The organism is Vibrio nomapromontoriensis (assembly GCF_050337205.1).
Taxonomy (GTDB): Bacteria; Pseudomonadota; Gammaproteobacteria; order Enterobacterales; family Vibrionaceae; genus Vibrio; species Vibrio nomapromontoriensis.
In genome coordinates this window covers 1-21,163 of the sequence record NZ_JAKJSS010000026.1, presented here as the reverse complement: position 1 = coordinate 21,163, position 21,163 = coordinate 1, and the positions used below count along the sequence as shown (strand labels likewise).

Annotated in this window: 18 protein-coding genes, 1 rRNA gene and 1 pseudogene; 12 read left to right on the top strand and 8 right to left on the bottom strand. The window is 45.4% G+C overall.

The window, feature by feature from the left end; all coding sequences use genetic code 11:
- Window positions 1–4: 4 nt before the first annotated feature.
- From L4D05_RS23535 to L4D05_RS23520, 4 genes are all read right to left on the bottom strand, one after another.
- The gene (locus L4D05_RS23535) at window positions 5–457 is read right to left on the bottom strand and encodes a DoxX family protein (RefSeq protein ID WP_428795439.1); all 453 of its coding nucleotides are present in this window, start codon (window positions 455–457) and stop codon (window positions 5–7) included.
- A gap of 4 nt (window positions 458–461) precedes the next feature.
- The gene (locus tag L4D05_RS23530) at window positions 462–1,241 is read right to left on the bottom strand and encodes an HvfC/BufC N-terminal domain-containing protein (protein ID WP_428795432.1); all 780 of its coding nucleotides are present in this window, start codon (window positions 1,239–1,241) and stop codon (window positions 462–464) included.
- Window positions 1,242–1,243: 2 nt separating this feature from the next.
- Window positions 1,244–2,101 carry an MNIO family bufferin maturase gene (gene bufB / locus L4D05_RS23525; RefSeq protein ID WP_428795431.1) on the bottom strand — a complete coding sequence of 286 codons (858 nt, stop codon included), beginning with the start codon at window positions 2,099–2,101 and terminating at the stop codon, window positions 1,244–1,246.
- Window positions 2,102–2,260: 159 nt separating this feature from the next.
- Window positions 2,261–2,521: a BufA1 family periplasmic bufferin-type metallophore gene (locus tag L4D05_RS23520; protein ID WP_428754958.1), complete on the bottom strand. Its 261-nt coding sequence runs from the start codon at window positions 2,519–2,521 to the stop codon at window positions 2,261–2,263.
- 258 nt (window positions 2,522–2,779) lie between these two features.
- On the opposite strand from L4D05_RS23520, the gene uvrD reads away from it, so the two are divergent.
- Window positions 2,780–4,951 (top strand): DNA helicase II, encoded by a 2,172-nt coding sequence (gene uvrD / locus L4D05_RS23515; protein WP_428795430.1) that lies wholly within the window; start codon window positions 2,780–2,782, stop codon window positions 4,949–4,951.
- A gap of 773 nt (window positions 4,952–5,724) precedes the next feature.
- On the opposite strand, the gene L4D05_RS23510 is transcribed toward uvrD, so the two are convergent.
- Window positions 5,725–6,381: a LysE family translocator gene (locus tag L4D05_RS23510; RefSeq protein WP_428795429.1), complete on the bottom strand. Its 657-nt coding sequence runs from the start codon at window positions 6,379–6,381 to the stop codon at window positions 5,725–5,727.
- A 17-nt stretch (window positions 6,382–6,398) separates the two neighbouring features.
- Window positions 6,399–7,295 carry an EamA family transporter RarD gene (gene rarD, locus L4D05_RS23505; RefSeq protein WP_428795428.1) on the bottom strand — a complete coding sequence of 299 codons (897 nt, stop codon included), beginning with the start codon at window positions 7,293–7,295 and terminating at the stop codon, window positions 6,399–6,401.
- Window positions 7,296–7,498: 203 nt separating this feature from the next.
- On the opposite strand from rarD, the gene recQ reads away from it, so the two are divergent.
- The 3 genes from recQ to L4D05_RS23490 all read left to right on the top strand — a co-directional run bounded on the left by recQ (window position 7,499) and on the right by L4D05_RS23490 (window position 10,492).
- On the top strand, window positions 7,499–9,334 hold the full coding sequence (recQ, locus tag L4D05_RS23500; protein WP_428795427.1) for an ATP-dependent DNA helicase RecQ: 1,836 nt from the start codon (window positions 7,499–7,501) through the stop codon (window positions 9,332–9,334).
- The gene (locus L4D05_RS23495; protein WP_428795426.1) at window positions 9,327–9,629 is read left to right on the top strand and encodes a DUF3630 family protein; all 303 of its coding nucleotides are present in this window, start codon (window positions 9,327–9,329) and stop codon (window positions 9,627–9,629) included. The genes recQ and L4D05_RS23495 overlap by 8 nt, the downstream gene beginning before the upstream one ends.
- A 191-nt stretch (window positions 9,630–9,820) precedes the next feature.
- A complete protein-coding gene (locus L4D05_RS23490) occupies window positions 9,821–10,492 on the top strand; it encodes a 7-cyano-7-deazaguanine/7-aminomethyl-7-deazaguanine transporter (protein WP_265677430.1) in 672 nt (223 codons plus the stop codon).
- Between the two features lie 60 nt (window positions 10,493–10,552).
- Here the strand turns inward: L4D05_RS23490 and gppA are convergent, their stop codons facing one another.
- Both gppA and rhlB read right to left on the bottom strand, forming a co-directional pair.
- Window positions 10,553–12,049, bottom strand: coding sequence for a guanosine-5'-triphosphate,3'-diphosphate diphosphatase (gene gppA, locus L4D05_RS23485; protein WP_428795425.1), 1,497 nt, complete (start codon window positions 12,047–12,049; stop codon window positions 10,553–10,555).
- 20 nt (window positions 12,050–12,069) lie between these two features.
- Complete coding sequence (gene rhlB, locus L4D05_RS23480; protein WP_428754964.1) at window positions 12,070–13,365, bottom strand: ATP-dependent RNA helicase RhlB; 1,296 nt, start codon at window positions 13,363–13,365, stop codon at window positions 12,070–12,072.
- A gap of 108 nt (window positions 13,366–13,473) precedes the next feature.
- Between rhlB and trxA the strand changes: the two genes are divergently transcribed.
- From trxA to L4D05_RS23440, 8 genes and pseudogenes are all read left to right on the top strand, one after another.
- The gene (trxA, locus tag L4D05_RS23475; protein ID WP_102469969.1) at window positions 13,474–13,800 is read left to right on the top strand and encodes a thioredoxin TrxA; all 327 of its coding nucleotides are present in this window, start codon (window positions 13,474–13,476) and stop codon (window positions 13,798–13,800) included.
- Between the two features lie 193 nt (window positions 13,801–13,993).
- On the top strand, window positions 13,994–15,253 hold the full coding sequence (gene rho / locus L4D05_RS23470; protein WP_428754970.1) for a transcription termination factor Rho: 1,260 nt from the start codon (window positions 13,994–13,996) through the stop codon (window positions 15,251–15,253).
- A 108-nt stretch (window positions 15,254–15,361) separates the two neighbouring features.
- A complete protein-coding gene (locus L4D05_RS23465; RefSeq protein ID WP_428795424.1) occupies window positions 15,362–16,360 on the top strand; it encodes a hypothetical protein in 999 nt (332 codons plus the stop codon).
- 101 nt (window positions 16,361–16,461) lie between these two features.
- Window positions 16,462–17,851 (top strand): annotated as a pseudogene (gene ubiD, locus L4D05_RS23460) (4-hydroxy-3-polyprenylbenzoate decarboxylase); the annotation flags it as partial.
- A gap of 71 nt (window positions 17,852–17,922) precedes the next feature.
- Window positions 17,923–18,327: a UbiD family decarboxylase gene (locus L4D05_RS23455; protein WP_428754971.1), complete on the top strand. Its 405-nt coding sequence runs from the start codon at window positions 17,923–17,925 to the stop codon at window positions 18,325–18,327.
- Window positions 18,324–18,596 (top strand): 2Fe-2S iron-sulfur cluster-binding protein, encoded by a 273-nt coding sequence (locus L4D05_RS23450; protein ID WP_428754966.1) that lies wholly within the window; start codon window positions 18,324–18,326, stop codon window positions 18,594–18,596. Before L4D05_RS23455 ends, L4D05_RS23450 begins: the two co-directional genes overlap by 4 nt.
- Before the next feature lie 12 nt (window positions 18,597–18,608).
- Window positions 18,609–19,322, top strand: a complete 714-nt coding sequence (gene fre / locus L4D05_RS23445; protein ID WP_428754967.1) for an NAD(P)H-flavin reductase — start codon at window positions 18,609–18,611, stop codon at window positions 19,320–19,322.
- Between the two features lie 556 nt (window positions 19,323–19,878).
- Window positions 19,879–21,163, top strand: a 16S ribosomal RNA gene (locus L4D05_RS23440); the annotation flags it as partial.

Sequence of the window (21,163 nt, the reverse complement as noted above, 5' to 3'; positions counted from 1 at the left end):
TGTATTATCGGATAGCATTACGTATTATTTTATCGATAGAGAGTGGACCAGGACCCCAAACGACAATAATTAGAATCATGAGTCCCCAGAGCTGATGATCATAAAAACCTTGTTCCCAAAGTACGGGGTAAGACACGACAGCGGTAATATTAAAGATAAACAAAATCGCAGCCATTGGTCGACACAGTAAACCCAATGCCAAAAATACAGGTAGTATTAGCTCCGCTGCGGTGCCCATGTAAGCCGCTAACTGCCATGGTAGGAGAGGGACGTGATACTCATATTCAAATAGATACAACGTACTATCCCAAGAAGCGATTTTGGTTAAACCGGAATTAAAAAACACCCATGCGACCCAAATTCGACAAAAAAGTAGCAGTAACGGGATAAAGCCTTTTTGAATAGCTTCGATTGTTGAATCATACATCTTGAGCAAGTTTGCTAGTCTGTTGGTCATCATGTTACTCCTTTAGGTTGGTTGCTTCGCCATCGTTGACGTTAAACCCCATGACTATGTCCATAGACAACAATGTAGGAACTAAAGCTAGCTGTTCTGGCGGCAGAGATTTCAAGGGTAACGCCAACATGAGATGTGTAATGAGTTTGCTAAGAGGCGCATCAATTTCACTTAATGTAAGTGGTTGAGTGGTACTTCCCTGCAACAAGATAGTTTGAGAACGCTCAAGATTGAGCTCATCATAGTGGTTGTTTTCTACAGCCTGCTTAAGATCAATGAGTGCATATTGTGACGATATGACTTGGATGCTGGGATTAAGGTGAAGTTGAATGTCACCGTGCTGCTCTTCTGGGACATCCGCGAGCCTAATAATTGGTAGCGATTTCTCAGAGGCTACAGGTAACTCAAATCGACTGGCTTGATCAATTTTCCACTCGAAATTAATCACTTCAAGCAGGTAAGGTACTGCACTCGTAATGTGCTCAAGCTCTGTTACGGATTGTTTGAATCCGGCACCATAATCGAGGGTATTGCCCGACTGGGGGGGATGACGAATAATGTGAAACTTGGCGATGGCACGAAAACATTCCTCCCCAACGAGGGCGAATGTTATTGGATAGGTTGCCTGTAATACCTCGCTTAGGCTGATAACGAAGTTATTGCGATAGATCTGAATTCGCTCTTGTGCTGAGAAGTGGTCACTAACGACGCCACACATTTGAGTTGAGTTAGTATTAAGTAACGCATGAGAAAACTGTTGTTGTATGTCAGCTAACGTCTTCATGACTATGCGCTCCTCTTGGGTTGCAGTGCAATATCCTGCAATATATGGATCGCTTTATCTGCCTCTTCAAGTAATACTTTAGGTTCTGGAATATCAAGATCCCACTCGATGAGCGTTGGAATGGGTCCGTGACGAGCTATCCAACAGCGATAGAGCTGCCAGACTTCATCACTGACGTGAGTACTATGGGTATCTATCCAAATTTCCCCCTGATCAAATTGTTTTTTAGTGAATCCAGCGAGGTGGATTTCATCGACGGTACTTGCTTTTATTGCTGACAGATATTGCCATGGGTCATACTGATGGTTAAAACATGAGACATGAACGTTATTGAGATCGAGTAATAAGCGACAGTCTGTACGGGCTTGTACCTGTGCGAGGAATTCCCATTCAGGGATAGTGGAATATTCAAATCGAAGATAGCTTGAAGGGTTCTCTATGAGTAGTGGGCGTTGCAACGCATCTTGGACTTGAAGGACATTGCGACAAAATACGTCAAGCGCTTCTTCTGTGTAGGGCAGCGGTAAGAGATCATTAAAATGGTGACCGCCATGCTCGCTCCAGCTTAAATGATCGGAGACCATGGTGGGTTGTATCTCATTAACCAGATTCACTAATGATGATAAGTGTTGTTTATTAACAGCGTTGACGGAGCCCAATGACAACCCAATACCATGACAGCTGATATCTGTGTGCTGTCGGATTGCTCTTAATTGCTGTCGTGCTGGCGACGTGGCGATGAAATAGTTTTCGCTGTGAATCTCGAGCCAGCTCGACGCATTGTGGTGGTGCTGGAAATAGTCTAAGTGTGGGTGCCTTAGTCCCACGCCGACCCACTTGAATGCCGAGTGTTGATCCATTTCGATCTCCCTGATCAATGCTTGAGTGTGCATAACCTGTAGAAAACAAAAAGGGCGCATATTGACGCCCTTTTTGGATAAAAGCTTAAGAGTGCGCCAATCAAATGGCGATACTCTAACAGCGTAGTAAAATCTGCTGTCGGCTGCGCAAAGGCGTGATTATGCTGATTCAGTGCTACCGCCTGCCAACTTACCGCATACGCCTTTGGGTAGCACAACAAAGGCATCGGTCTGATTGTCTTCTTTTGCTGTCCCTGCGCATGAACTCGTTTTTGTTGCACAGTCATTTTTTCCAGCTTTCGCCACGCCATAACACTTTTCTTTTTCAGCAGCCACCGCTGGCGCCGAAGTGAGCATAGTGCCACCAAGAGCGATAAGACCTGTAACAGCAGCAGTGATAGCAAGATTAGATGATTTCATAGTAAGTTCCTCGAGACTTGATCCTTGTAATTATGTCCACAAGTGGTGGTTTGCCGACTTGCTTAATCAATAGGATAGGAGAGCGAGCAAAAATCTTTCAAAGAAATGCTAAATATTTTAATAAAATGTTAATTGTTATTTCATGGTTCTGATTTTAAAGGGTATTTACTGGTGTGGTAAAATTGGTTTTTTTTCTCAAACACGGAGTTGTTTGAGTTATAATCAAACGATATGTATAAATAACCAGTAGCGATGCCCATGGACCCTTCTCTTCTTCTTGACGGCCTAAATGACAAACAGCGTGAAGCTGTTGCCGCCCCCCTTGAACACCTTTTAATACTTGCTGGTGCAGGCAGTGGTAAAACACGCGTACTGGTGCATCGTATTGCTTGGTTGATGTCGGTCGAAGCAGCGTCTCCGTTCTCTATCATGTCGGTAACCTTCACGAATAAAGCCGCCGCTGAAATGCGTGGTCGAATTGAAGAATTAATGATGGGCAGTGCGTCGGGTATGTGGAATGGCACGTTCCATGGTATTTGCCATAGAATCCTGCGCGCCCATTATTTGGATGCTAAGTTGCAAGAAGACTTTCAGATCATTGATTCAGATGATCAGCAGCGCTTGCTTCGACGCTTGATTAAAGCGCAGAATCTTGATGAGAAGCAATGGCCAGCAAGGCAGGCCGCCTGGTGGATCAATGGCAAGAAAGATGAAGGGTTAAGACCATCCCATATTGATAGTTACCAAGATCCGGTAACGAAAACCTACCTGCAAATCTATACCGCTTATCAGGAAGCTTGTGATCGAGCTGGGCTGGTGGATTTTGCTGAAATATTGCTGCGTGCTCACGAGTTATTACGAGATAACAAATTTATAAGAGAGCATTACCAAGCTCGCTTTAAGCATATTCTGGTCGATGAATTTCAAGATACCAACAACATCCAATATGCTTGGCTACGCATGATGGCAGGGCCGGATTGTAAAGTGATGATTGTAGGGGATGACGACCAATCGATCTATGGTTGGCGCGGCGCGAAAATTGAAAATATCCAGAAGTTTCTTGATGAATATCCAGGGTCTAAGACGGTTCGGTTGGAGCAAAATTATCGTTCCACGAAAACTATCTTAGAAGCGGCAAACGAGCTTATTGCCAATAACACCGAACGTATGGGCAAAGAGCTTTGGACAGACGGTAATGAAGGCGAAAAGATTTCGGTCTATTCTGCTTACAATGAGCTCGATGAAGCTCGCTTTACCGTAAGTAAAATAAAAGAGTGGCAAGAAAATGGCGGCAGTTTAAGTGACTGCGCCATGCTGTATCGTAATAACGCACAATCTCGAGTGTTAGAAGAAGCATTGATTCAAGCACAGCTTCCGTACCGAATTTATGGTGGAATGCGATTCTTCGAGCGTCAAGAAATCAAAGATGCGCTGAGTTACCTAAGATTGATGGGTAACCGCAATGACGATGCGGCTTTTGAGCGTATTGTGAATACGCCAACCCGTGGGCTAGGCGACAAAACCTTAGAAACTATTCGGTACGCAGCAAGGGATCGTGGCGCAACCATGTGGGACACTTGTGTGGCGTTGTTGGATGAAAAAGTCTTAGCGGGTAGAGCTGCTGGAGCCTTATCTCGTTTCGTCGAGTTGATCAATGCGTTAGAAGACGACACGATTGAATTTCCTTTACATGAACAAACCGACCATGTCATTAAAACCTCTGGTCTGTTTGCTATGTATGAACAGGAAAAAGGTGAAAAATCCAAGGCTCGTATTGAGAACTTGGAAGAACTGGTAACTGCAACCAGGCAGTATGAGAAACCAGAAGAGGCCGACGACATGACATTGTTGACGTCGTTTCTCACTCATGCGGCACTTGAAGCTGGTGAAGGTCAGGCGGATGAGTTTGACGACGCCGTGCAACTGATGACGTTGCACAGTGCAAAAGGCTTAGAGTTCCCAATGGTCTTTATGGTGGGTGTTGAAGAGGGGATGTTCCCAAGTCAGATGTCGGCGGAAGAAGCAGGGCGTCTAGAGGAAGAGCGTCGACTTTGTTATGTGGGGATGACCCGAGCGATGGTGAAACTGCATATTACTTATGCAGAAATGCGTCGTTTGTACGGACAAGATAAATACCACAAGCCCTCTAGGTTTATCCGTGAGCTGCCACCAACGTGTTTAGAAGAAGTTAGGATGAAGGCTCAAGTGAGTCGACCAACCAACACTGGGCGATTTAGCCAAGCAGAAGTGAAGCAAAACTTCAATGAAACTGGGTTTAATTTGGGGGCGCGCGTTAAACACCCTAAGTTTGGTGAGGGAACCATTATTAACTTTGAGGGCAGCGGCCCACAAAGTCGAGTACAAGTGGCCTTTAATGGTGAAGGGATAAAGTGGCTAGTGACGCAGTACGCTAAACTGGAGCAACTTTAGTGCTTAGTGCTTAGTGCTTAGTGCTTAGTGCTTAGTGCTTAAAAAATCACAAAAGAGGCAGCGATGGCTGCTTTTTTTGTGTCGGTGATTTGCCGCAGAGCTGATGGTGTGACTCTCATTCAAACCAAGATTCGCTTATTCTGGGCAAAGAAAAACCCCGAGGGCTTGCGCCCTGCGGGGTTATGGTCTTACTCGCAGCAATCCGGCTACTATAGGTGCTCCATGCATCTAATCCATGATAGTGTGCTGTATTCCTTCAGCGTATTCCTTTCATCGCCATCCTAGCGGTGTCCTTGGTCTTATCCTGACCTGCCAACAATCCTCGTTAGCGCGCTTCACTTGTTCCTTGAGCGGTGTCCCTGACATCATCCTGATGTTAAGTCCTTTCCTCATCCAGAGGTGTCCATTGTCTTTCCTTAGTAGTAACCATCCTAGTTACTATTGCGTCCATTCAATGTCCAATTCGCTTTCCTTGCCGACCATTCATCCTGAATAACCGTATCTTCTTCCTGAAGATGCCCAAATCCCTGAGCGTTTCCTGTTCCGTGTCAGCATCCTTCCGACACAGATAATATTAAACCAATTAGCCTTTAGAACAATCACCTGTTTAAGAAAATAAGCCACAGCTGAGTAATGTGAGATTTTAATAAACTCATATTTTTCAGCTCCTTAGCTATTGTTAGGGTTGAATGCTTGACGACGAAAGCGATAATGACCTACTGCTTTGTGAGAGATCTCGCACACGGTGGATGTCGAAAGGCGTAACTGTGAGATTACAGTGAGACGGTCACTTGGTACAAGATGACGAGTCCAATGCCAGAAAATAGGAATCCACATAGTGAGTCTATATAAATAGAGACTGACAATAAGCGCTGTTGCAGCTTTTTAGTGGATAATGCCCAAGCTAAAAATGAGAACCAAACTAATGATAGAGCCCACAAAATAAGCAGGGCACTGATTTTTCCTGGTATCGACATAGTAGCGGGAACTAAGCTCGACATTAGGCTAATAAAAAAGACCAGCGCTTTCGGGTTGAGGATATTAGTGGTAAAGCCACGAGAAAAGGCTTGGCGACGATTAGCAAGTAATAGGCGCTCGTCGTTATCGATTACGGCTGGATCATTTTTTGCGGCCCAGCGTGAAATAACCGAGCGTAACGCGCCAACGCCTAAGTACAAAAGATATAACCCACCTGCGCATTGTACTAAGGCAAATAACGTGGGATGTTGATGAATGATATAGCTCACGCCAGTTAGGCTAAAAATGGAATGGACTAAAATGCCAAACGAGAGTCCAAGCGCAATATAGAAACCGGTTTGTCGCCCATATTTGGTAGCGTTTTGAACCACAAGTGCAAAGTCTGGTCCTGGGCTCATTAAAGCGACAAAGTGTACCGTCGCCAAAGTCATTAAGATGGTAATTTCATTCATAGTTTAACAATCCAACTCTATTTCGCTTTTTTTGTGCCGTTTTTAAGCCCATCAATACTGAATACCAGCAGCGCCCCCCAAATAAACGCGAATGTGAGCGCTTTATCAGTGGAGAAGCTCTCACCATAAATGAGAACCGCGAGCATAAACATCAAGCTTGGGCCGATATATTGAAAGAAACCGAGTGTCGAGAGCTTTAAGCGAGTTGCCGCGCCAGTAAAGCACAGTAAGGGTAAGGTTGTGATGACACCCGCTGAAATCAGTAGGACGTTTAAACTTACGCTGTTATTGAACAGGTTTGAAGTAGCACTATCAGCAAATATTGCTAGGTAGATCGCAGCAACAGGAAGCAGTACTAGGGTCTCAATGAACAGCCCAGTTTGAGCGTCTAAATTGACTTTTTTTCGCAATAAACCGTAGAAACCAAAGCTTGTGGCTAATGCTAATGCCACAATCGGTACTGATCCGAAGACAAACAGCTGAATTAGTACACCGATGGTCGCAAGGCCAACAGCAAACCACTGTAGTTTTCGTAGTCGTTCTCCAAGAAATAACATACCAAGAATGACGTTAAACAAAGGGTTAATATAATAACCAAGGCTTGCATCAAGCATATGATTAGAATTTACCGCCCATATGAAAATTAACCAGTTGGTACCCACCAGTAGCGAAGTGGTTAACAAGAAGCCCATTTTTTGCTTCGATTTGAGTACATCGCGCACACCACGCCAGCGACGACCATAGTGCAATAATCCCGCGAGCAAAAAGAACGACCAAAGAACACGATGGCTCAATATCTCTAACGGCGACACCTCCCCTAAAGCTTTAAAGTAGATAGGGGCGATACCCCACATGGTATAGGCACCGACGGCAAGTAAAATGCCTTCTTTAGCGCGTTGTTGTTCTATGGACATGCAGTGATTCTCAGAAGCGAAGCCAATTTGGCCGAAAAAGGGGAAGTTGGTTAGTATAGCGCTTCGGCGGCTGAGGGACTAATTATTGTATGAATGATAGACGGTGGTTAATTAATTGACTGAGTGATTTCCAGTTTCATTCCCTTCTGAACCCCTCTACAATGTAGCGTCTTTTTGCCCTTCATTTATTGTCAGGATATTGCATGACTGCTGTGTTACTTGCTGAACAGCCCGAATCATTACCAAGTTCACAGTCTGTCCTTGAGTCGGTTTTTGGCTATCAAGATTTTCGACCAGGCCAACAAGAAGTCATTGATAATGCGATCGCGGGTGCGGATGGGTTGGTCATCATGCCAACAGGGGCGGGTAAATCCCTGTGTTATCAAATTCCAGCTTTAGTTCGCTCTGGTGTCACTATCGTGATTTCACCGCTGATTTCTTTGATGAAAGATCAGGTCGACCAACTAAAGGCTAATGGCGTTGCCGCGGAGTGTATTAACTCTACGATGAGCCGCGAGGCTCTCGTTGAAACTTATCGCCGAATGAATACCGGTCAGGCAAAGCTCGTCTATGTTTCTCCTGAACGTGTGCTTATGCGAGATTTTATCGAGCGTTTAGAACATATCGAACTGTCGATGATTGCGGTTGACGAGGCGCACTGTATATCGCAGTGGGGGCATGATTTTCGACCTGAGTATGCGTCATTAGGACAATTGAAAGATTTATTTCCGTTTGTTCCCGTGATTGCGCTGACGGCTACCGCGGATGATGCGACTCGTAAAGACATTATTCAACGCTTAAGCCTCCAAGCCCCTCATGAGTACTTAGGCAGTTTCGACCGACCGAATATCCGTTATACGCTGGTGGAAAAACATAAGCCCGTGTCTCAAGTTGTTCGGTTCCTAGAAGAGAACAAGGGTGGTTGCGGCATCATTTATTGCGGTAGCCGTAAAAAAGTCGAAATGCTGACGGAAAAGCTGTGCAATAACCATGTCCGTGCCGCGAGCTATCATGCGGGGATTGATGCTGATGAGCGCGCCTATGTCCAAGAGGCGTTTCAGCGCGACGATATTCAAATAGTGGTGGCCACTGTCGCATTTGGTATGGGCATCAATAAACCGAACGTGCGATTTGTCGTCCATTTTGATATTCCGCGCAACATCGAGTCTTACTATCAAGAGACCGGGCGAGCTGGTCGTGATGGACTGCCTGCGGAAGCTATGATGTTGTATGACCCTGCGGACATGGGTTGGCTTCGCCGTATGTTGGATGAAAAAGATGAAGGTCCTCAAAAGCAAGTCGAGAGTCATAAGCTGAACGCAATGAGTGCATTTGCTGAAGCGCAAACCTGCAGACGCCAAGTACTGCTCAATTATTTTGGTGAGTATCGGGAGGAACCTTGCGGTAACTGCGATATTTGCCTTGATCCACCGAAGCGTTTTGATGCAACCGAGCAAGCACAAAAAGCGTTATCCTGCGTTTATCGAGTGAACCAAAGTTTTGGTATTGGCTATGTCGTTGAAGTATTACGAGGGATGGCGAACATTCGAGTTCGAGAGCATGGTCATGACAAATTAACCACGTATGGCATTGGCCGCGATCATAGCCATGATTACTGGGTCAGTATTTTTAGGCAACTGATTCATAAAGGCCTACTGAATCAAAATATCACGCGAAATTCGACATTGCAGCTGACTGAAGAGGCGCGTCCGGTGCTGCGCGGTGAGATGCCATTAGAGCTGGCGGTCCCTCGTTTGGATACCGCAGCAAGAAGTGCTAAATCAGAAAAACTGGTGTCGAAGCATTATGATAAGAAGCTGTTCGCGAAATTAAGAAAACTAAGGAAGTCGATTGCCGATGAAGATGGCTTGCCACCTTACGTGGTCTTTAGTGATGCTACCTTGATTGATATGGCTGAAATCCTACCCACCTCTTACGGTGAAATGTTGGCGGTGAATGGGGTGGGTGAGCGTAAATTAGATAAATACGCCGACCCATTTTTAGACTTAATTCAGGAGCACCTGACCAACCATGGCTGATTTCGGTTTACGTGAATACATGCGAGAGCAGGGTAAATTGCTCGTCGTCACACCTTCATTTGATTTCGATAGTTTTGACGAGTTAGCAGAGAAGCTTGTGCGGTCCTTATCTGCACAAGTTATCGAAAAACAATGGGATGCAGATCTTCACACTTGGCTCATTGATTTTGAAGGCTGTCGATTATTGCTAAAAGGAGAGCATTACAGCGAATCTATGTGGTTTGAAGCGTTAGATAAAACGAGTTCGATAGAAGAGTTGGATTTTCTTGCCACACTATTTAAGCAGGGCTTTTAGCGAATTCAGAGCTTCAATTAGGCTATTTTACGGGTAAACGTTTGCCTTTATCGCGTCTATTGCACCCTTAATTGATTAATGTATAATCGCCCGCCGCGAATCGGTGGAAACATCGATATTTTATTTCTGTCATTAGAGACGCTGTCTCACTTGGGTTCCCTCCACCCCAAGCAAAACGAAAAAGGTACAATATGAATCATTTTTCCCCTGCGCAACAGCGCAAAGCATTAACGCTTCTTGTTTTATTTCACCTTGTCATTATTGCGTCCAGTAACTATTTGGTCCAACTGCCATTCACTGTTTTTGGCTTTCATACGACCTGGGGTGCTTTTACCTTCCCGTTTATTTTTCTAGCGACTGATCTCACCGTTCGAATATTTGGCGCAGGAATGGCACGGAAAATCATCTTTCTGGTGATGTTACCAGCCTTAGCGGTGTCATACGGATTGTCGGTACTCTTTTTTGAGGGGCAGTTTCAAGGCTTGGGTCAGTTGAGTGAATTCAACTTGTTTGTCGCGCGCATAGCTGCCGCGAGTTTTATGGCGTATTTGCTAGGACAAATCTTGGATGTCCATGTCTTTAATCGACTGCGTCAGATGAAACAGTGGTGGGTTGCCCCGACATGTTCAACTCTATTTGGTAATGCGCTTGATACGTTGGCATTCTTCGCGATTGCCTTTTACCAAAGCCCTGATCCGTTTATGGCAGAGCACTGGACAGAAATTGCTTTGGTCGATTATGGCTTTAAGTTAATCATCAGTTTGGGGCTATTTGTGCCGATGTATGGTGTGTTACTTAATTTCTTAGTCAAGAAGCTGACGGCCAATGACGCTGAATTTAAGATGTCTGGGGTGAAAGCATAGATATAAAAAAACCGAACGAAAGTTCGGTTTTTTTTGGTTCGTTGTTTACTAACAGGAGCGTTAAACGGCCTTGATGAACAATGGCCAGCCTAAGTCAGATTGTCTATTTGACTCTATTTCAAGCTCTGCTGCGGTGAGTGGATTGCATTCAAGCCACTGTTTATCCAGAGTAAGTGTGAGGTGATCTCGATTACTCTCTAGCGTGACATTAGGTTGCAAATCACGTTGTCGCCTATGGGTAATAATGACCGCTAGGCGCAGTAAACGTAGAGCTCGTGTCGCACTCTCTGCTGATATAGCATGCTGTGGTGGTAGTGGACTTAATTGGTCTTTATAACGTCGGATCACTTCGGCTAAAAAGTGCTTTTGCGCTCTTGTATAGCCGGGGAGATCGATGTTTTTGAGTAGGTAAGCGCCATGTTCACCAGCTTTTTTAAAATCGAGAGTAAGACCGATTTCATGCAGTTTTGCTGCAGCTGTTAGCAGTGCTTCTCCGTGCGGCTCGCGGATACAATTGTCACCACCACAAGCATTGAGAAGCTGTAGTGCCGTTGTTGCTACCTGTTCACCATAAGCCACATCGAGTTGGCAGCGAGATTGCACACTGTTAATAGTACGCGCTCGAATATCATCTTGTTGAAGCTCAGACACCATGTCGTAAACCATGCCTTCACGCAGTGCACCGCCAGCTAATGTCATATACTCCAGCTCGAGTAGCTCAAAGATGGCGATGAGAATGGATAGTCCGCTAGGGAACACCAAAGCGCGTTCTAGCGTTAGCCCTTCAATGTCTAGTTCTTCTAGGTGATCAGCTTGCATGGCTTGCTTTTGTAAGCGTTTGAGTTTGGCATGCGTGATGACTTCATCCATCCCCTGTGCCAGCATGATTTCTTGTAGCGCTTGTACGGTACCACTTGCACCAACACAGGTATCCCAACCAATTTGTTGGTATTGTCCGAGGATAGGTGCAAGCGTGTCTTTCGCTGCACTGATCGCACAGTCGAAATTTTTCTTGTTTAATTGGCGGTCTTTAAAGTGACGTTCAAGCCAAGTAACACAGCCCATTTTTAAGCTGGTTAACGCTTTAGGTTGGAAGCCCTCACCGATGATAAGCTCAGTACTGGCACCGCCAATATCAACAACTAGCCGACGACCTGTTCCACCAGACGTGTGAGCCACACCTTTGTATATCGTTGCCGCTTCTTCTTCACCTGAAATCACCTGAATCGGATAGCCAAGAATATCATTGGCTTTATCGAGGAAAATATCGACATTGGTCGCGGTTCTAAGTGTAGCAGTACCAACAATACGGATATTTTCTTTAGGGATATCTTGTAGCCTCTCAGCGAAGAGACTAAGGCAATCCCATCCACGTTGCATGGCTTCTGGGCTTAACGCCATGGTGTCATTCAACCCAGCTGCAAGGCGAACCTTGCGCTTTATTTTTGCCATGGTTTGAATGCTGCCGTCGATGTGCCGAACCACTAACATGTGGAAGCTGTTCGACCCTAAATCAATCGCGGCATAAAGAGGCGAAGAATTAACTGCGTGACTCATAAAATGTGGCTATGTCCTTATTAAGAGCGTGGCGCTCTTGGTCTTCTTTGAGGCTTACGGTTTGACTGTCTAGAACCACCAGTGTTGGTACGACGTTGACCAGAGTTACGAGGTCTCATCGTTGTTAAAGGCGCCGGTAGATCGGTCAATAGTGCTGTTGAGTCATAATCTGATACTGGGATTGAGTGTTCAATGTACTCTTCAATCGCTGGCAGATTAATAGCATAGTCTTCACACGCAAAGCTAATGGAGTGTCCACTCGCGCCAGCACGACCAGTACGACCAATGCGGTGAACGTAATCTTCGCAGTCGTCAGGTAGGTCAAAGTTGAAAACGTGTGTGACTTGTGGAATGTGTAACCCACGCGCAGCAACATCCGTTGCTACCAGAATATCAACGTCACCTTGGGTAAATTGTTCCAAGATTTTTTCACGTTTCTTCTGTGGTACATCACCCGTCAATAAACCAACGCGGTGACCGTCGGCAGCGAGGTGGCCCCAAACTTTGTCACACTTGTGCTTAGTGTTGGCAAAAACAATGGCACGATCTGGCCAGTCATTTTCAATCAACGTCTGTAGCAGAGTCATCTTTTCAGTGTTCGATGGGTAGAAAAGTTCTTCTTGAATTCGATGACCTGTTTTTTGTTCAGGTTCAACAACCACATGCTCTGGGTTGTGCATATGCTCGAAAGCTAACTCTTGAACGCGATAAGATAACGTTGCTGAAAACAGCATGTTCAGACGATCTTTTGGCTCCGGCATACGACGGAATAAAAAGCGAATATCTTTAATAAAGCCCAAATCAAACATGCGATCAGCTTCGTCTAGAACGACGGCTTGGATGTTATTTAGGTTAAATACGCGCTGTTTGTAAAAGTCGATAATACGACCACAAGTACCGATGAGGATATCGACACCTTGTTCAAACTGAGCAAGTTGCTTATCGTAGCTATCGCCACCGTAAGCTAATGCTGTCTTTAGCCCAGTACTCTCGATAAGTGGTTTAGCGTCATTGTGGATCTGAATCGCTAATTCACGGGTCGGAGCCATAATAATCGCACGAGGCTGGTTAGCCGTACGACCGTCATGTTCAGGGGTGACGAGTAAGTGGTTAAAAGTAGCAGCGAGAAACGCGAGCGTTTTTCCAGTCCCTGTTTGGGCTTGGCCTGCAATATCTTGGCCGGTGAGCAGTACCGGCAACGCCAAGGCTTGGATAGGGGTACAGAATTCGAACCCTTTTTTTCCTAGCCCTTCAATGATTTGCGGTTGTAAATCCAAATCGGCGAATTTTTGCTCTGTGATATGCGTCTTTTTCATCGGCACAGAATATCAGCTTAAGCTTGCAATACGAAGTTAAATACTTTCCAATAGGAGAACTAATTGTTGGTGATTATCTCATCAACACGAAAAATATCGGAGTGAAAGATGAGTGAAAAGATTTTGCAGCTGACTGATGACGGTTTTGAAACTGACGTGATTAATGCTGCAGGCCCGGTTCTTGTTGACTTCTGGGCAGAGTGGTGTGGTCCTTGTAAAATGATTGCTCCTATTCTGGATGAAATCTCAACGGAGTACGAAGGCAAGCTCACTATCGGCAAACTTAACATTGACCAAAATGCAGGTACGCCACCAAAATTCGGTATTCGCGGTATCCCAACACTACTTTTATTTAAAGATGGTGCGGTTGCTGCGACGAAAGTCGGCGCATTATCAAAAACTCAATTGAAAGAGTTTTTGGACGCAAACTTATAATGATAAGTAACGAAAGCCGTGTATCTTAACAAATACGCGGTTTTGTTTTTCCCAAAGCTAGACTAGAATGACTTTTAGTGCTAATTTATCGCACGTTAATTAAACAAACGTTCACTTCTTGGTCGTTCCTGAGACCAAATCCATCTTAAATAAGAAAATAGATCCTATTTTGACTAAACAAACATCCACCACAATGAATTTAACAGAATTAAAGAACAGACCTGTTTCTGAGCTCGTCAAGCTTGGCGAATCATTAGGCCTAGAAAACTTGGCTCGTTTGCGTAAGCAAGACATTATTTTCGCCATCTTAAAAGCGCATGCGAAAAGTGGTGAAGATATCTTTGGCGACGGGGTTCTAGAAATTCTTCAAGACGGGTTTGGCTTCCTGCGTAGCGCAGACAGCTCGTATCTAGCTGGTCCCGATGACATTTATGTCTCTCCAAGTCAGATTCGCCGCTTCAACTTACGTACGGGCGACTCTATTGCCGGTAAGATTCGTCCGCCAAAAGACGGTGAACGTTACTTCGCATTATTGAAGGTTAATACGGTTAACCATGATAAGCCGGATAATGCGCGTAATAAGATTCTGTTTGAAAACCTCACGCCTCTACACGCTAATGAGCGTATGGTTATGGAGCGCGGTAATGGTGCAACTGAAGATATTACCGCTCGTATTCTGGATCTAGCTTCTCCAATTGGTAAAGGCCAGCGTGGTCTGATTGTTGCTCCGCCAAAAGCGGGTAAGACAATGCTGCTGCAAAATATTGCACAAAGCATTGCGCACAACCACCCAGATTGTGAGTTGATGGTTCTACTTATCGATGAGCGTCCAGAAGAAGTAACCGAGATGCAGCGCCTAGTAAAAGGTGAAGTCGTCGCGTCAACATTTGATGAGCCCGCTTCTCGTCACGTTCAGGTCGCTGAAATGGTGATTGAAAAGGCGAAGCGTCTTGTCGAACACAAGAAAGACGTAGTTATCTTACTTGACTCTATTACACGTCTCGCTCGAGCATACAACACCGTGGTTCCTTCATCTGGTAAGGTACTGACAGGTGGTGTCGATGCCAATGCTCTACATCGTCCTAAGCGCTTCTTTGGTGCGGCTCGTAATGTAGAAGAAGGCGGTAGCTTAACGATCATCGCAACAGCGCTAGTAGATACTGGTTCTAAAATGGATGAAGTTATCTACGAAGAGTTTAAAGGTACAGGTAACATGGAACTGCACCTAAACCGTAAGATTGCTGAAAAGCGTGTCTTCCCTGCGATTGACTTTAATCGTTCAGGTACTCGTCGTGAAGAGCTTCTGACTAAGACTGATGAGCTACAGAAAATGTGGATTCTTCGTAAGATTGTTCATCCAATGGGTGAGATCGATGCAATGGAATTCCTTATCGACAAGCTTGCGATGACCAAGACGAATAATGAGTTCTTTGATGCAATGCGTCGTCAATAATTGACAGCATTTCTCAATTTTAAAACGCCACCCTTTTAGGGTGGCGTTTTTGTTTGCACTTCTTTTGTTTCGAGCGCACAATCAAAGGAGTGTTAACAGGAGGTTAAAATGCTACAAGGATGGTTAGCATCGTTTCTCCTCAGCTTTACTGTTGTGATTATGTCACCAGCAGTGGCATCCAAGGAGATGGCGAAAGAAGAAGTGAATCACTGGCTCAACAGTGAACAAGTACAACTCAAGGTTTCTGAGTTTATCCGCTTGGTCGAAAAAGATGACATAGACAGTCTTAAGTTTTCTATTAATCGGTTGGCTTTGCCGCAACAAGAGGTTGCGCGTTTCTTATTGCTGAAAAATATTGAGCAGCGCGACATCATACTGACATCTAAGATGGCCATCTTTGTTCGAGGTCAGCAATCATTACCCCCTACTTATACGGTACTTGAGCGAGGGGAAGGGTATGAATTTTCGGTGCCTGCCTTCAATTATCCTGCGATTTCCTCACGATTGATAAAGCAATGGCAAAATGATCAAAAAACCTTGGACTTCATTCTGCTCACTGAAAGTGGTCAGCTGAACCTGCGAGAGTGGCTTTCTGAGGGAAGTGACTACGATAACCAAAATCGTGAAAGCGTGTTAGTGAATGAGTTTGATAGCTTGTCTCCTAAAGGAAGTGACTTCTTAATTGGCCAATTGACGAACGCTACGGTCACCGAGTGGTTACCTTCAACGAGGGTGCTAGTGAGAATGGCTCAAGTAAGTGAAGATAAGCAGCTGTATGAATTGTTGTGGAAAATGCGAGCTGATCATAATAGCCAAGCAGAGCTAGAGCGTTTAGCTGAATTAGATACGCCGTTTTCGCAGCAGCAAATCATGCTTGCAGCAATGAATCCCAGCCTAAAAAATCAAGCGCTATCTGAGTTAGCGCAAATCAACCCGCTTCCTGATGAGGTAAAGCAGTTTCTGGTTTCTAGGATGACGACTTCAGATGATGCATCATTTGTTGCTCAACAGTTAGCTCAATATGGGCATAGTGGTTGGGTGCGAGATGTCGTCTCGACAAACAATGATGTTAAAGAAAACTTGATACTACGAGCTCTGTCTAATTGAGGTAGCCTTGTCGGTGGTCGCCATCATTTTTGCTGCAAACTTCGCCAACTGGCGAAGTTTGCGTATATAATGCCTGCATCTTTCAAGGCGATGTATACCCTATGAATTTTAAGGATTTACGAGATTTTATCGATCATCTAGAGAGTAAGCAGCTATTGAAGCGTATTACTCACCCTGTTGACCCGCATTACGAAATGACAGAGATCAGTGATCGTACGTTGCGCGCTGGTGGGCCAGCTTTGTTATTCGAAAACCCAATCGGGTACGACATGCCTGTATTGACGAACCTATTTGGTACGTCTGAGCGAGTAGCCATCGGTATGGGCAGGCAAGAGGTCAAAGAACTACGCGAAGTCGGTAAGTTGTTGGCGTATTTAAAAGAGCCGGAGCCACCTAAAGGGTTTAAAGACGCTTTGGATAAACTGCCAGTCTTTCGACAAGTACTCAATATGCCAGTTAAACGCTTAAAGAGAGCGGCGTGCCAGCAGATCGTCTGGCAGGGCGAGCAAGTCGATTTAGACAAGATACCGGTAATGAGTTGCTGGCAAGATGACGTCGCTCCATTATTAACTTGGGGGCTGACCGTCACCAAAGGTCCGAACAAAAACCGTCAAAATCTTGGTATCTACCGCCAACAGAAATTAACTAAGAATAAAGTCATTATGCGTTGGCTAGCACATCGAGGGGGCGCGCTCGATCTTCGTGATTGGATGGAAACCCACCCGGGCAAACCTTTTCCGGTTTCAGTCGCTTTTGGTGCCGACCCAGCAACGATCTTGGGGGCCGTGACCCCTGTTCCGGATACGTTATCGGAATATGCATTCGCAGGGTTGTTGCGGGGAGAGAAAACAGAAGTTGTAAAATCAGTTAGCAATGGGCTTGAAGTTCCAGCCAGTGCTGAGATTGTCCTCGAAGGGTATATTGACCCGAACGAATTTGCGGATGAAGGTCCATATGGTGATCATACTGGTTACTATAATGAGGTCGAAAAGCACCATGTCTTTACTATCACGCACATAACGATGAGAAAAGACCCTATCTACCACAGCACTTATACAGGACGCCCACCTGATGAACCCGCTGTGCTTGGTGTCGCACTGAATGAAGTGTTTGTCCCTATCTTGCAAAAGCAGTTCCCTGAAATTGTTGATTTCTATTTGCCACCTGAAGGTTGTTCTTATCGAATGGCAGTGGTGACGATGAAGAAGCAATATCCAGGTCATGCTAAGAGAGTCATGATGGGAGTATGGTCTTTCTTACGTCAATTCATGTACACCAAGTTTGTTGTGGTCTGCGATGAAAGTGTCAACGCTCGAGATTGGGACGATGTGGTTCAAGCCATGAATGCACATATGGACCCGGTAGGCGATACGTTACTTATCGATACCACTCCTATTGATTCCTTAGACTTTGCATCACCCGTGGTCGGCTTGGGCTCTAAAATGGGCCTTGATGCGACGACAAAGTGGGATGCGGAACTCGCGTTAAGAATAGCGAAGCAAGAAAAACATGGCGCGTATCAACAGGTAAGTAGCTCTGACGATCAAGATTATAGCCAACAAGTGAAATCTCAGCTTCCAGAGGTTCTGGACTTTTACCTCGTGCCTGGAGCTGGGACTAATCGTATGGGAATTGTCATCGTTGATAAACAAAAGCCAGATCAGGCCGTAGCGGTTATGAAGCAGATTTGGGCGTTATTGCAGCCTAGCATTAATGTTCAGTTTCTCATTGCGTGCGATGGTGATGTGAATGCTCGTGATTGGAATGATGTCATTTGGGCGATTACCACCAGAATGGATCCTGCACGTGATACGTTAATGATTGACGAGAATGGTTCGAGAGTTGGGTTTGATGCTACCAATAAAATAGGTCATGAAACGTTGCGTGAATGGGGAGTTCCAATTAAGAAAAACCCAGAAGTTGTCGAAAAAATTGACCAAATATGGGATGAATTAGATATCCTATGAGTCATAAAGTAACATTGTTGCCACAAAATATAGAGTTTATCGTAGCAAATGGGCAAACGGTATTAGATGCAGCGCTCAACCAAGATGTTGCATTTCCACATCGTTGCAAGGTTGGAGCTTGTGCCTCCTGCTTATGTCGAATAACTAGAGGGCAAGTCAGTTACGACCTTGAACCCATGTTAACCGAAAATGAAAAACAGCAAGGTTGGATGTTCTCCTGCCTTGCTCATACTGAAAGTGATTTAGTCATTACTTTTGGCGAAGAATAAAAGAGATAAAACATGACAATAAAATGTAAAGTAAAGTCCATAGAGCCTTTAGCCTCAAATACCTACCAGATTCTGTTGCACCCAGAGACGCCGGTAAACTTTAAAGCGGGTCAGTATTTAATGGTTGAGATGGGGGAGTCAGATAAACGTCCATTCTCTATTGCAAGCAGTCCTTGTCGGCATGAAGGCGAAATCGAACTTCACATTGGTGCTGCTGAGCATAATGCGTACGCTATCGAAGTTGTTGATGCAATGAAGAGAGCTTTGGAAACCAATGGCGACATTAATATTGATGCACCACATGGTGAGGCTTGGATTCGCGAAGCCAGTCAACGCCCTATGTTATTGATCGCTGGGGGTACAGGTTTCAGCTACGTGCGTTCAATTCTCGATCACTGCATCAGTCAAAGTATCATCCAGCCAATCTATCTCTACTGGGGAGGCCGTGATGAGAAGCAACTCTATGCTAAAGAAGAGCTAGTAGCCATTGCCAGTCAGCACGCGCATATTCAGTTCATTCCTGTTATTGAGCACGCAGATGGTAATTGGAGTGGCAAGCAAGGAAATGTGCTGCAAGCGGTCAGTGATGACTTTGAGTCATTAGAAAATTTTGATATCTATATAGCGGGTCGCTTTGAAATGGCGGGAGCAGCACGTGATCAGTTCACTCAAAACAAGCAAGTGACACCAGAACATATGTACTCTGATGCATTCGCTTTTATCTAAATCTTAATAAAATGATGCGAAAAGGAGAGTTTTTATACTCTCCTTTTGTTTTTCTGCTGTTCTTTTCATCAAAAGAACGCTTTTTCTAAAAAAAATCAAATTAGGGGTTGCGTACGAGTTCAATCTGCCTATAATGCGCCACTCCAGACGGGAAGGCAGCAAAGCAAGAGCCAGACTGGTCTGGAAGGGAATGAGCCAAAACGAAATAGTTTGAAAAAGTGTTTGACACGACAAGTTATTTAGATAAAATGGCCGCCCACTTCGACAGGGAGCTGAAAGGCTTAAAAACGAAAGTTTAGTTGCTCGAAGTTATGTTCTTTAACAATATAGACCTATATCAATCTGTGTGGACACTTGTTGATGATAATCACTAGATACCTCGGTATCAACAATGGTTTTCAATGAACACGTGACCTAAGGGTAGTAAGTTCGCTTACTGTCACACAGTCAAAATTCATTATCGTTCTGTTGGAACGATAATAGCTTTAAAATTACTTCTTACTTTTTAAGTAAGGGACAGTTTTGAAGTCAGTATTCATTGAGCCGACAAAATCTTAAATTGAAGAGTTTGATCATGGCTCAGATTGAACGCTGGCGGCAGGCCTAACACATGCAAGTCGAGCGGAAACGACAACATTGACCCTTCGGGTGATTTGTTGGGCGTCGAGCGGCGGACGGGTGAGTAATGCCTGGGAAATTGCCCTGATGTGGGGGATAACCATTGGAAACGATGGCTAATACCGCATAATGCCTTCGGGCCAAAGAGGGGGACCTTCGGGCCTCTCGCGTCAGGATATGCCCAGGTGGGATTAGCTAGTTGGTGAGGTAATGGCTCACCAAGGCGACGATCCCTAGCTGGTCTGAGAGGATGATCAGCCACACTGGAACTGAGACACGGTCCAGACTCCTACGGGAGGCAGCAGTGGGGAATATTGCACAATGGGCGCAAGCCTGATGCAGCCATGCCGCGTGTATGAAGAAGGCCTTCGGGTTGTAAAGTACTTTCAGCAGTGAGGAAGGTTCATRCGTTAATAGCGTATGGATTTGACGTTAGCTGCAGAAGAAGCACCGGCTAACTCCGTGCCAGCAGCCGCGGTAATACGGAGGGTGCGAGCGTTAATCGGAATTACTGGGCGTAAAGCGCATGCAGGTGGTTCGTTAAGTCAGATGTGAAAGCCCGAGGCTCAACCTCGGAACTGCATTTGAAACTGGCGGACTAGAGTACTGTAGAGGGGGGTAGAATTTCAGGTGTAGCGGTGAAATGCGTAGAGATCTGAAGGAATACCAGTGGCGAAGGCGGCCCCCTGGACAGATACTGACACTCAGATGCGAAAGCGTGGGGAGCAAACAGGATTAGATACCCTGGTAGTCCACGCCGTAAACGATGTCTACTTGGAGGTTGTGGCCTTGAGCCGTGGCTTTCGGAGCTAACGCGTTAAGTAGACCGCCTGGGGAGTACGGTCGCAAGATTAAAACTCAAATGAATTGACGGGGGCCCGCACAAGCGGTGGAGCATGTGGTTTAATTCGATGCAACGCGAAGAACCTTACCTACTCTTGACATCCAGAGAATCCAGCGGAGACGCAGGAGTGCCTTCGGGARCTCTGAGACAGGTGCTGCATGGCTGTCGTCAGCTCGTGTTGTGAAATGTTGGGTTAAGTCCCGCAACGAGCGCAACCCTTATCCTTGTTTGCCAGCACRTAATGGTGGGAACTCCAGGGAGACTGCCGGTGATAAACCGGAGGAAGGTGGGGACGACGTCAAGTCATCATGGCCCTTACGAGTAGGGCTACACACGTGCTACAATGGCGCATACAGAGGGCAGCAAGCTAGCGATAGTG

Excerpts from the sequence above, each read along its gene's own strand:
- gppA (WP_428795425.1), bottom strand. The coding sequence starts at position 12,049 with ATGAGTCACGCAGTTAATTCTTCGCCTCTTTATGCCGCGATTGATTTA.
- uvrD (WP_428795430.1), top strand. The coding sequence starts at position 2,780 with ATGGACCCTTCTCTTCTTCTTGACGGCCTAAATGACAAACAGCGTGAA.
- L4D05_RS23510 (WP_428795429.1), bottom strand. The coding sequence starts at position 6,381 with ATGAATGAAATTACCATCTTAATGACTTTGGCGACGGTACACTTTGTC.
- trxA (WP_102469969.1), top strand. The coding sequence starts at position 13,474 with ATGAGTGAAAAGATTTTGCAGCTGACTGATGACGGTTTTGAAACTGAC.
- rhlB (WP_428754964.1), bottom strand. The coding sequence starts at position 13,365 with ATGAAAAAGACGCATATCACAGAGCAAAAATTCGCCGATTTGGATTTA.
- L4D05_RS23495 (WP_428795426.1), top strand. The coding sequence starts at position 9,327 with ATGGCTGATTTCGGTTTACGTGAATACATGCGAGAGCAGGGTAAATTG.
- L4D05_RS23530 (WP_428795432.1), bottom strand. The coding sequence starts at position 1,241 with ATGAAGACGTTAGCTGACATACAACAACAGTTTTCTCATGCGTTACTT.
- L4D05_RS23450 (WP_428754966.1), top strand. The coding sequence starts at position 18,324 with ATGAGTCATAAAGTAACATTGTTGCCACAAAATATAGAGTTTATCGTA.
- L4D05_RS23535 (WP_428795439.1), bottom strand. The coding sequence starts at position 457 with ATGACCAACAGACTAGCAAACTTGCTCAAGATGTATGATTCAACAATC.
- bufB (WP_428795431.1), bottom strand. The coding sequence starts at position 2,101 with ATGGATCAACACTCGGCATTCAAGTGGGTCGGCGTGGGACTAAGGCAC.
- L4D05_RS23490 (WP_265677430.1), top strand. The coding sequence starts at position 9,821 with ATGAATCATTTTTCCCCTGCGCAACAGCGCAAAGCATTAACGCTTCTT.
- rho (WP_428754970.1), top strand. The coding sequence starts at position 13,994 with ATGAATTTAACAGAATTAAAGAACAGACCTGTTTCTGAGCTCGTCAAG.
- recQ (WP_428795427.1), top strand. The coding sequence starts at position 7,499 with ATGACTGCTGTGTTACTTGCTGAACAGCCCGAATCATTACCAAGTTCA.
- L4D05_RS23465 (WP_428795424.1), top strand. The coding sequence starts at position 15,362 with ATGCTACAAGGATGGTTAGCATCGTTTCTCCTCAGCTTTACTGTTGTG.
- rarD (WP_428795428.1), bottom strand. The coding sequence starts at position 7,295 with ATGTCCATAGAACAACAACGCGCTAAAGAAGGCATTTTACTTGCCGTC.
- fre (WP_428754967.1), top strand. The coding sequence starts at position 18,609 with ATGACAATAAAATGTAAAGTAAAGTCCATAGAGCCTTTAGCCTCAAAT.
- L4D05_RS23520 (WP_428754958.1), bottom strand. The coding sequence starts at position 2,521 with ATGAAATCATCTAATCTTGCTATCACTGCTGCTGTTACAGGTCTTATC.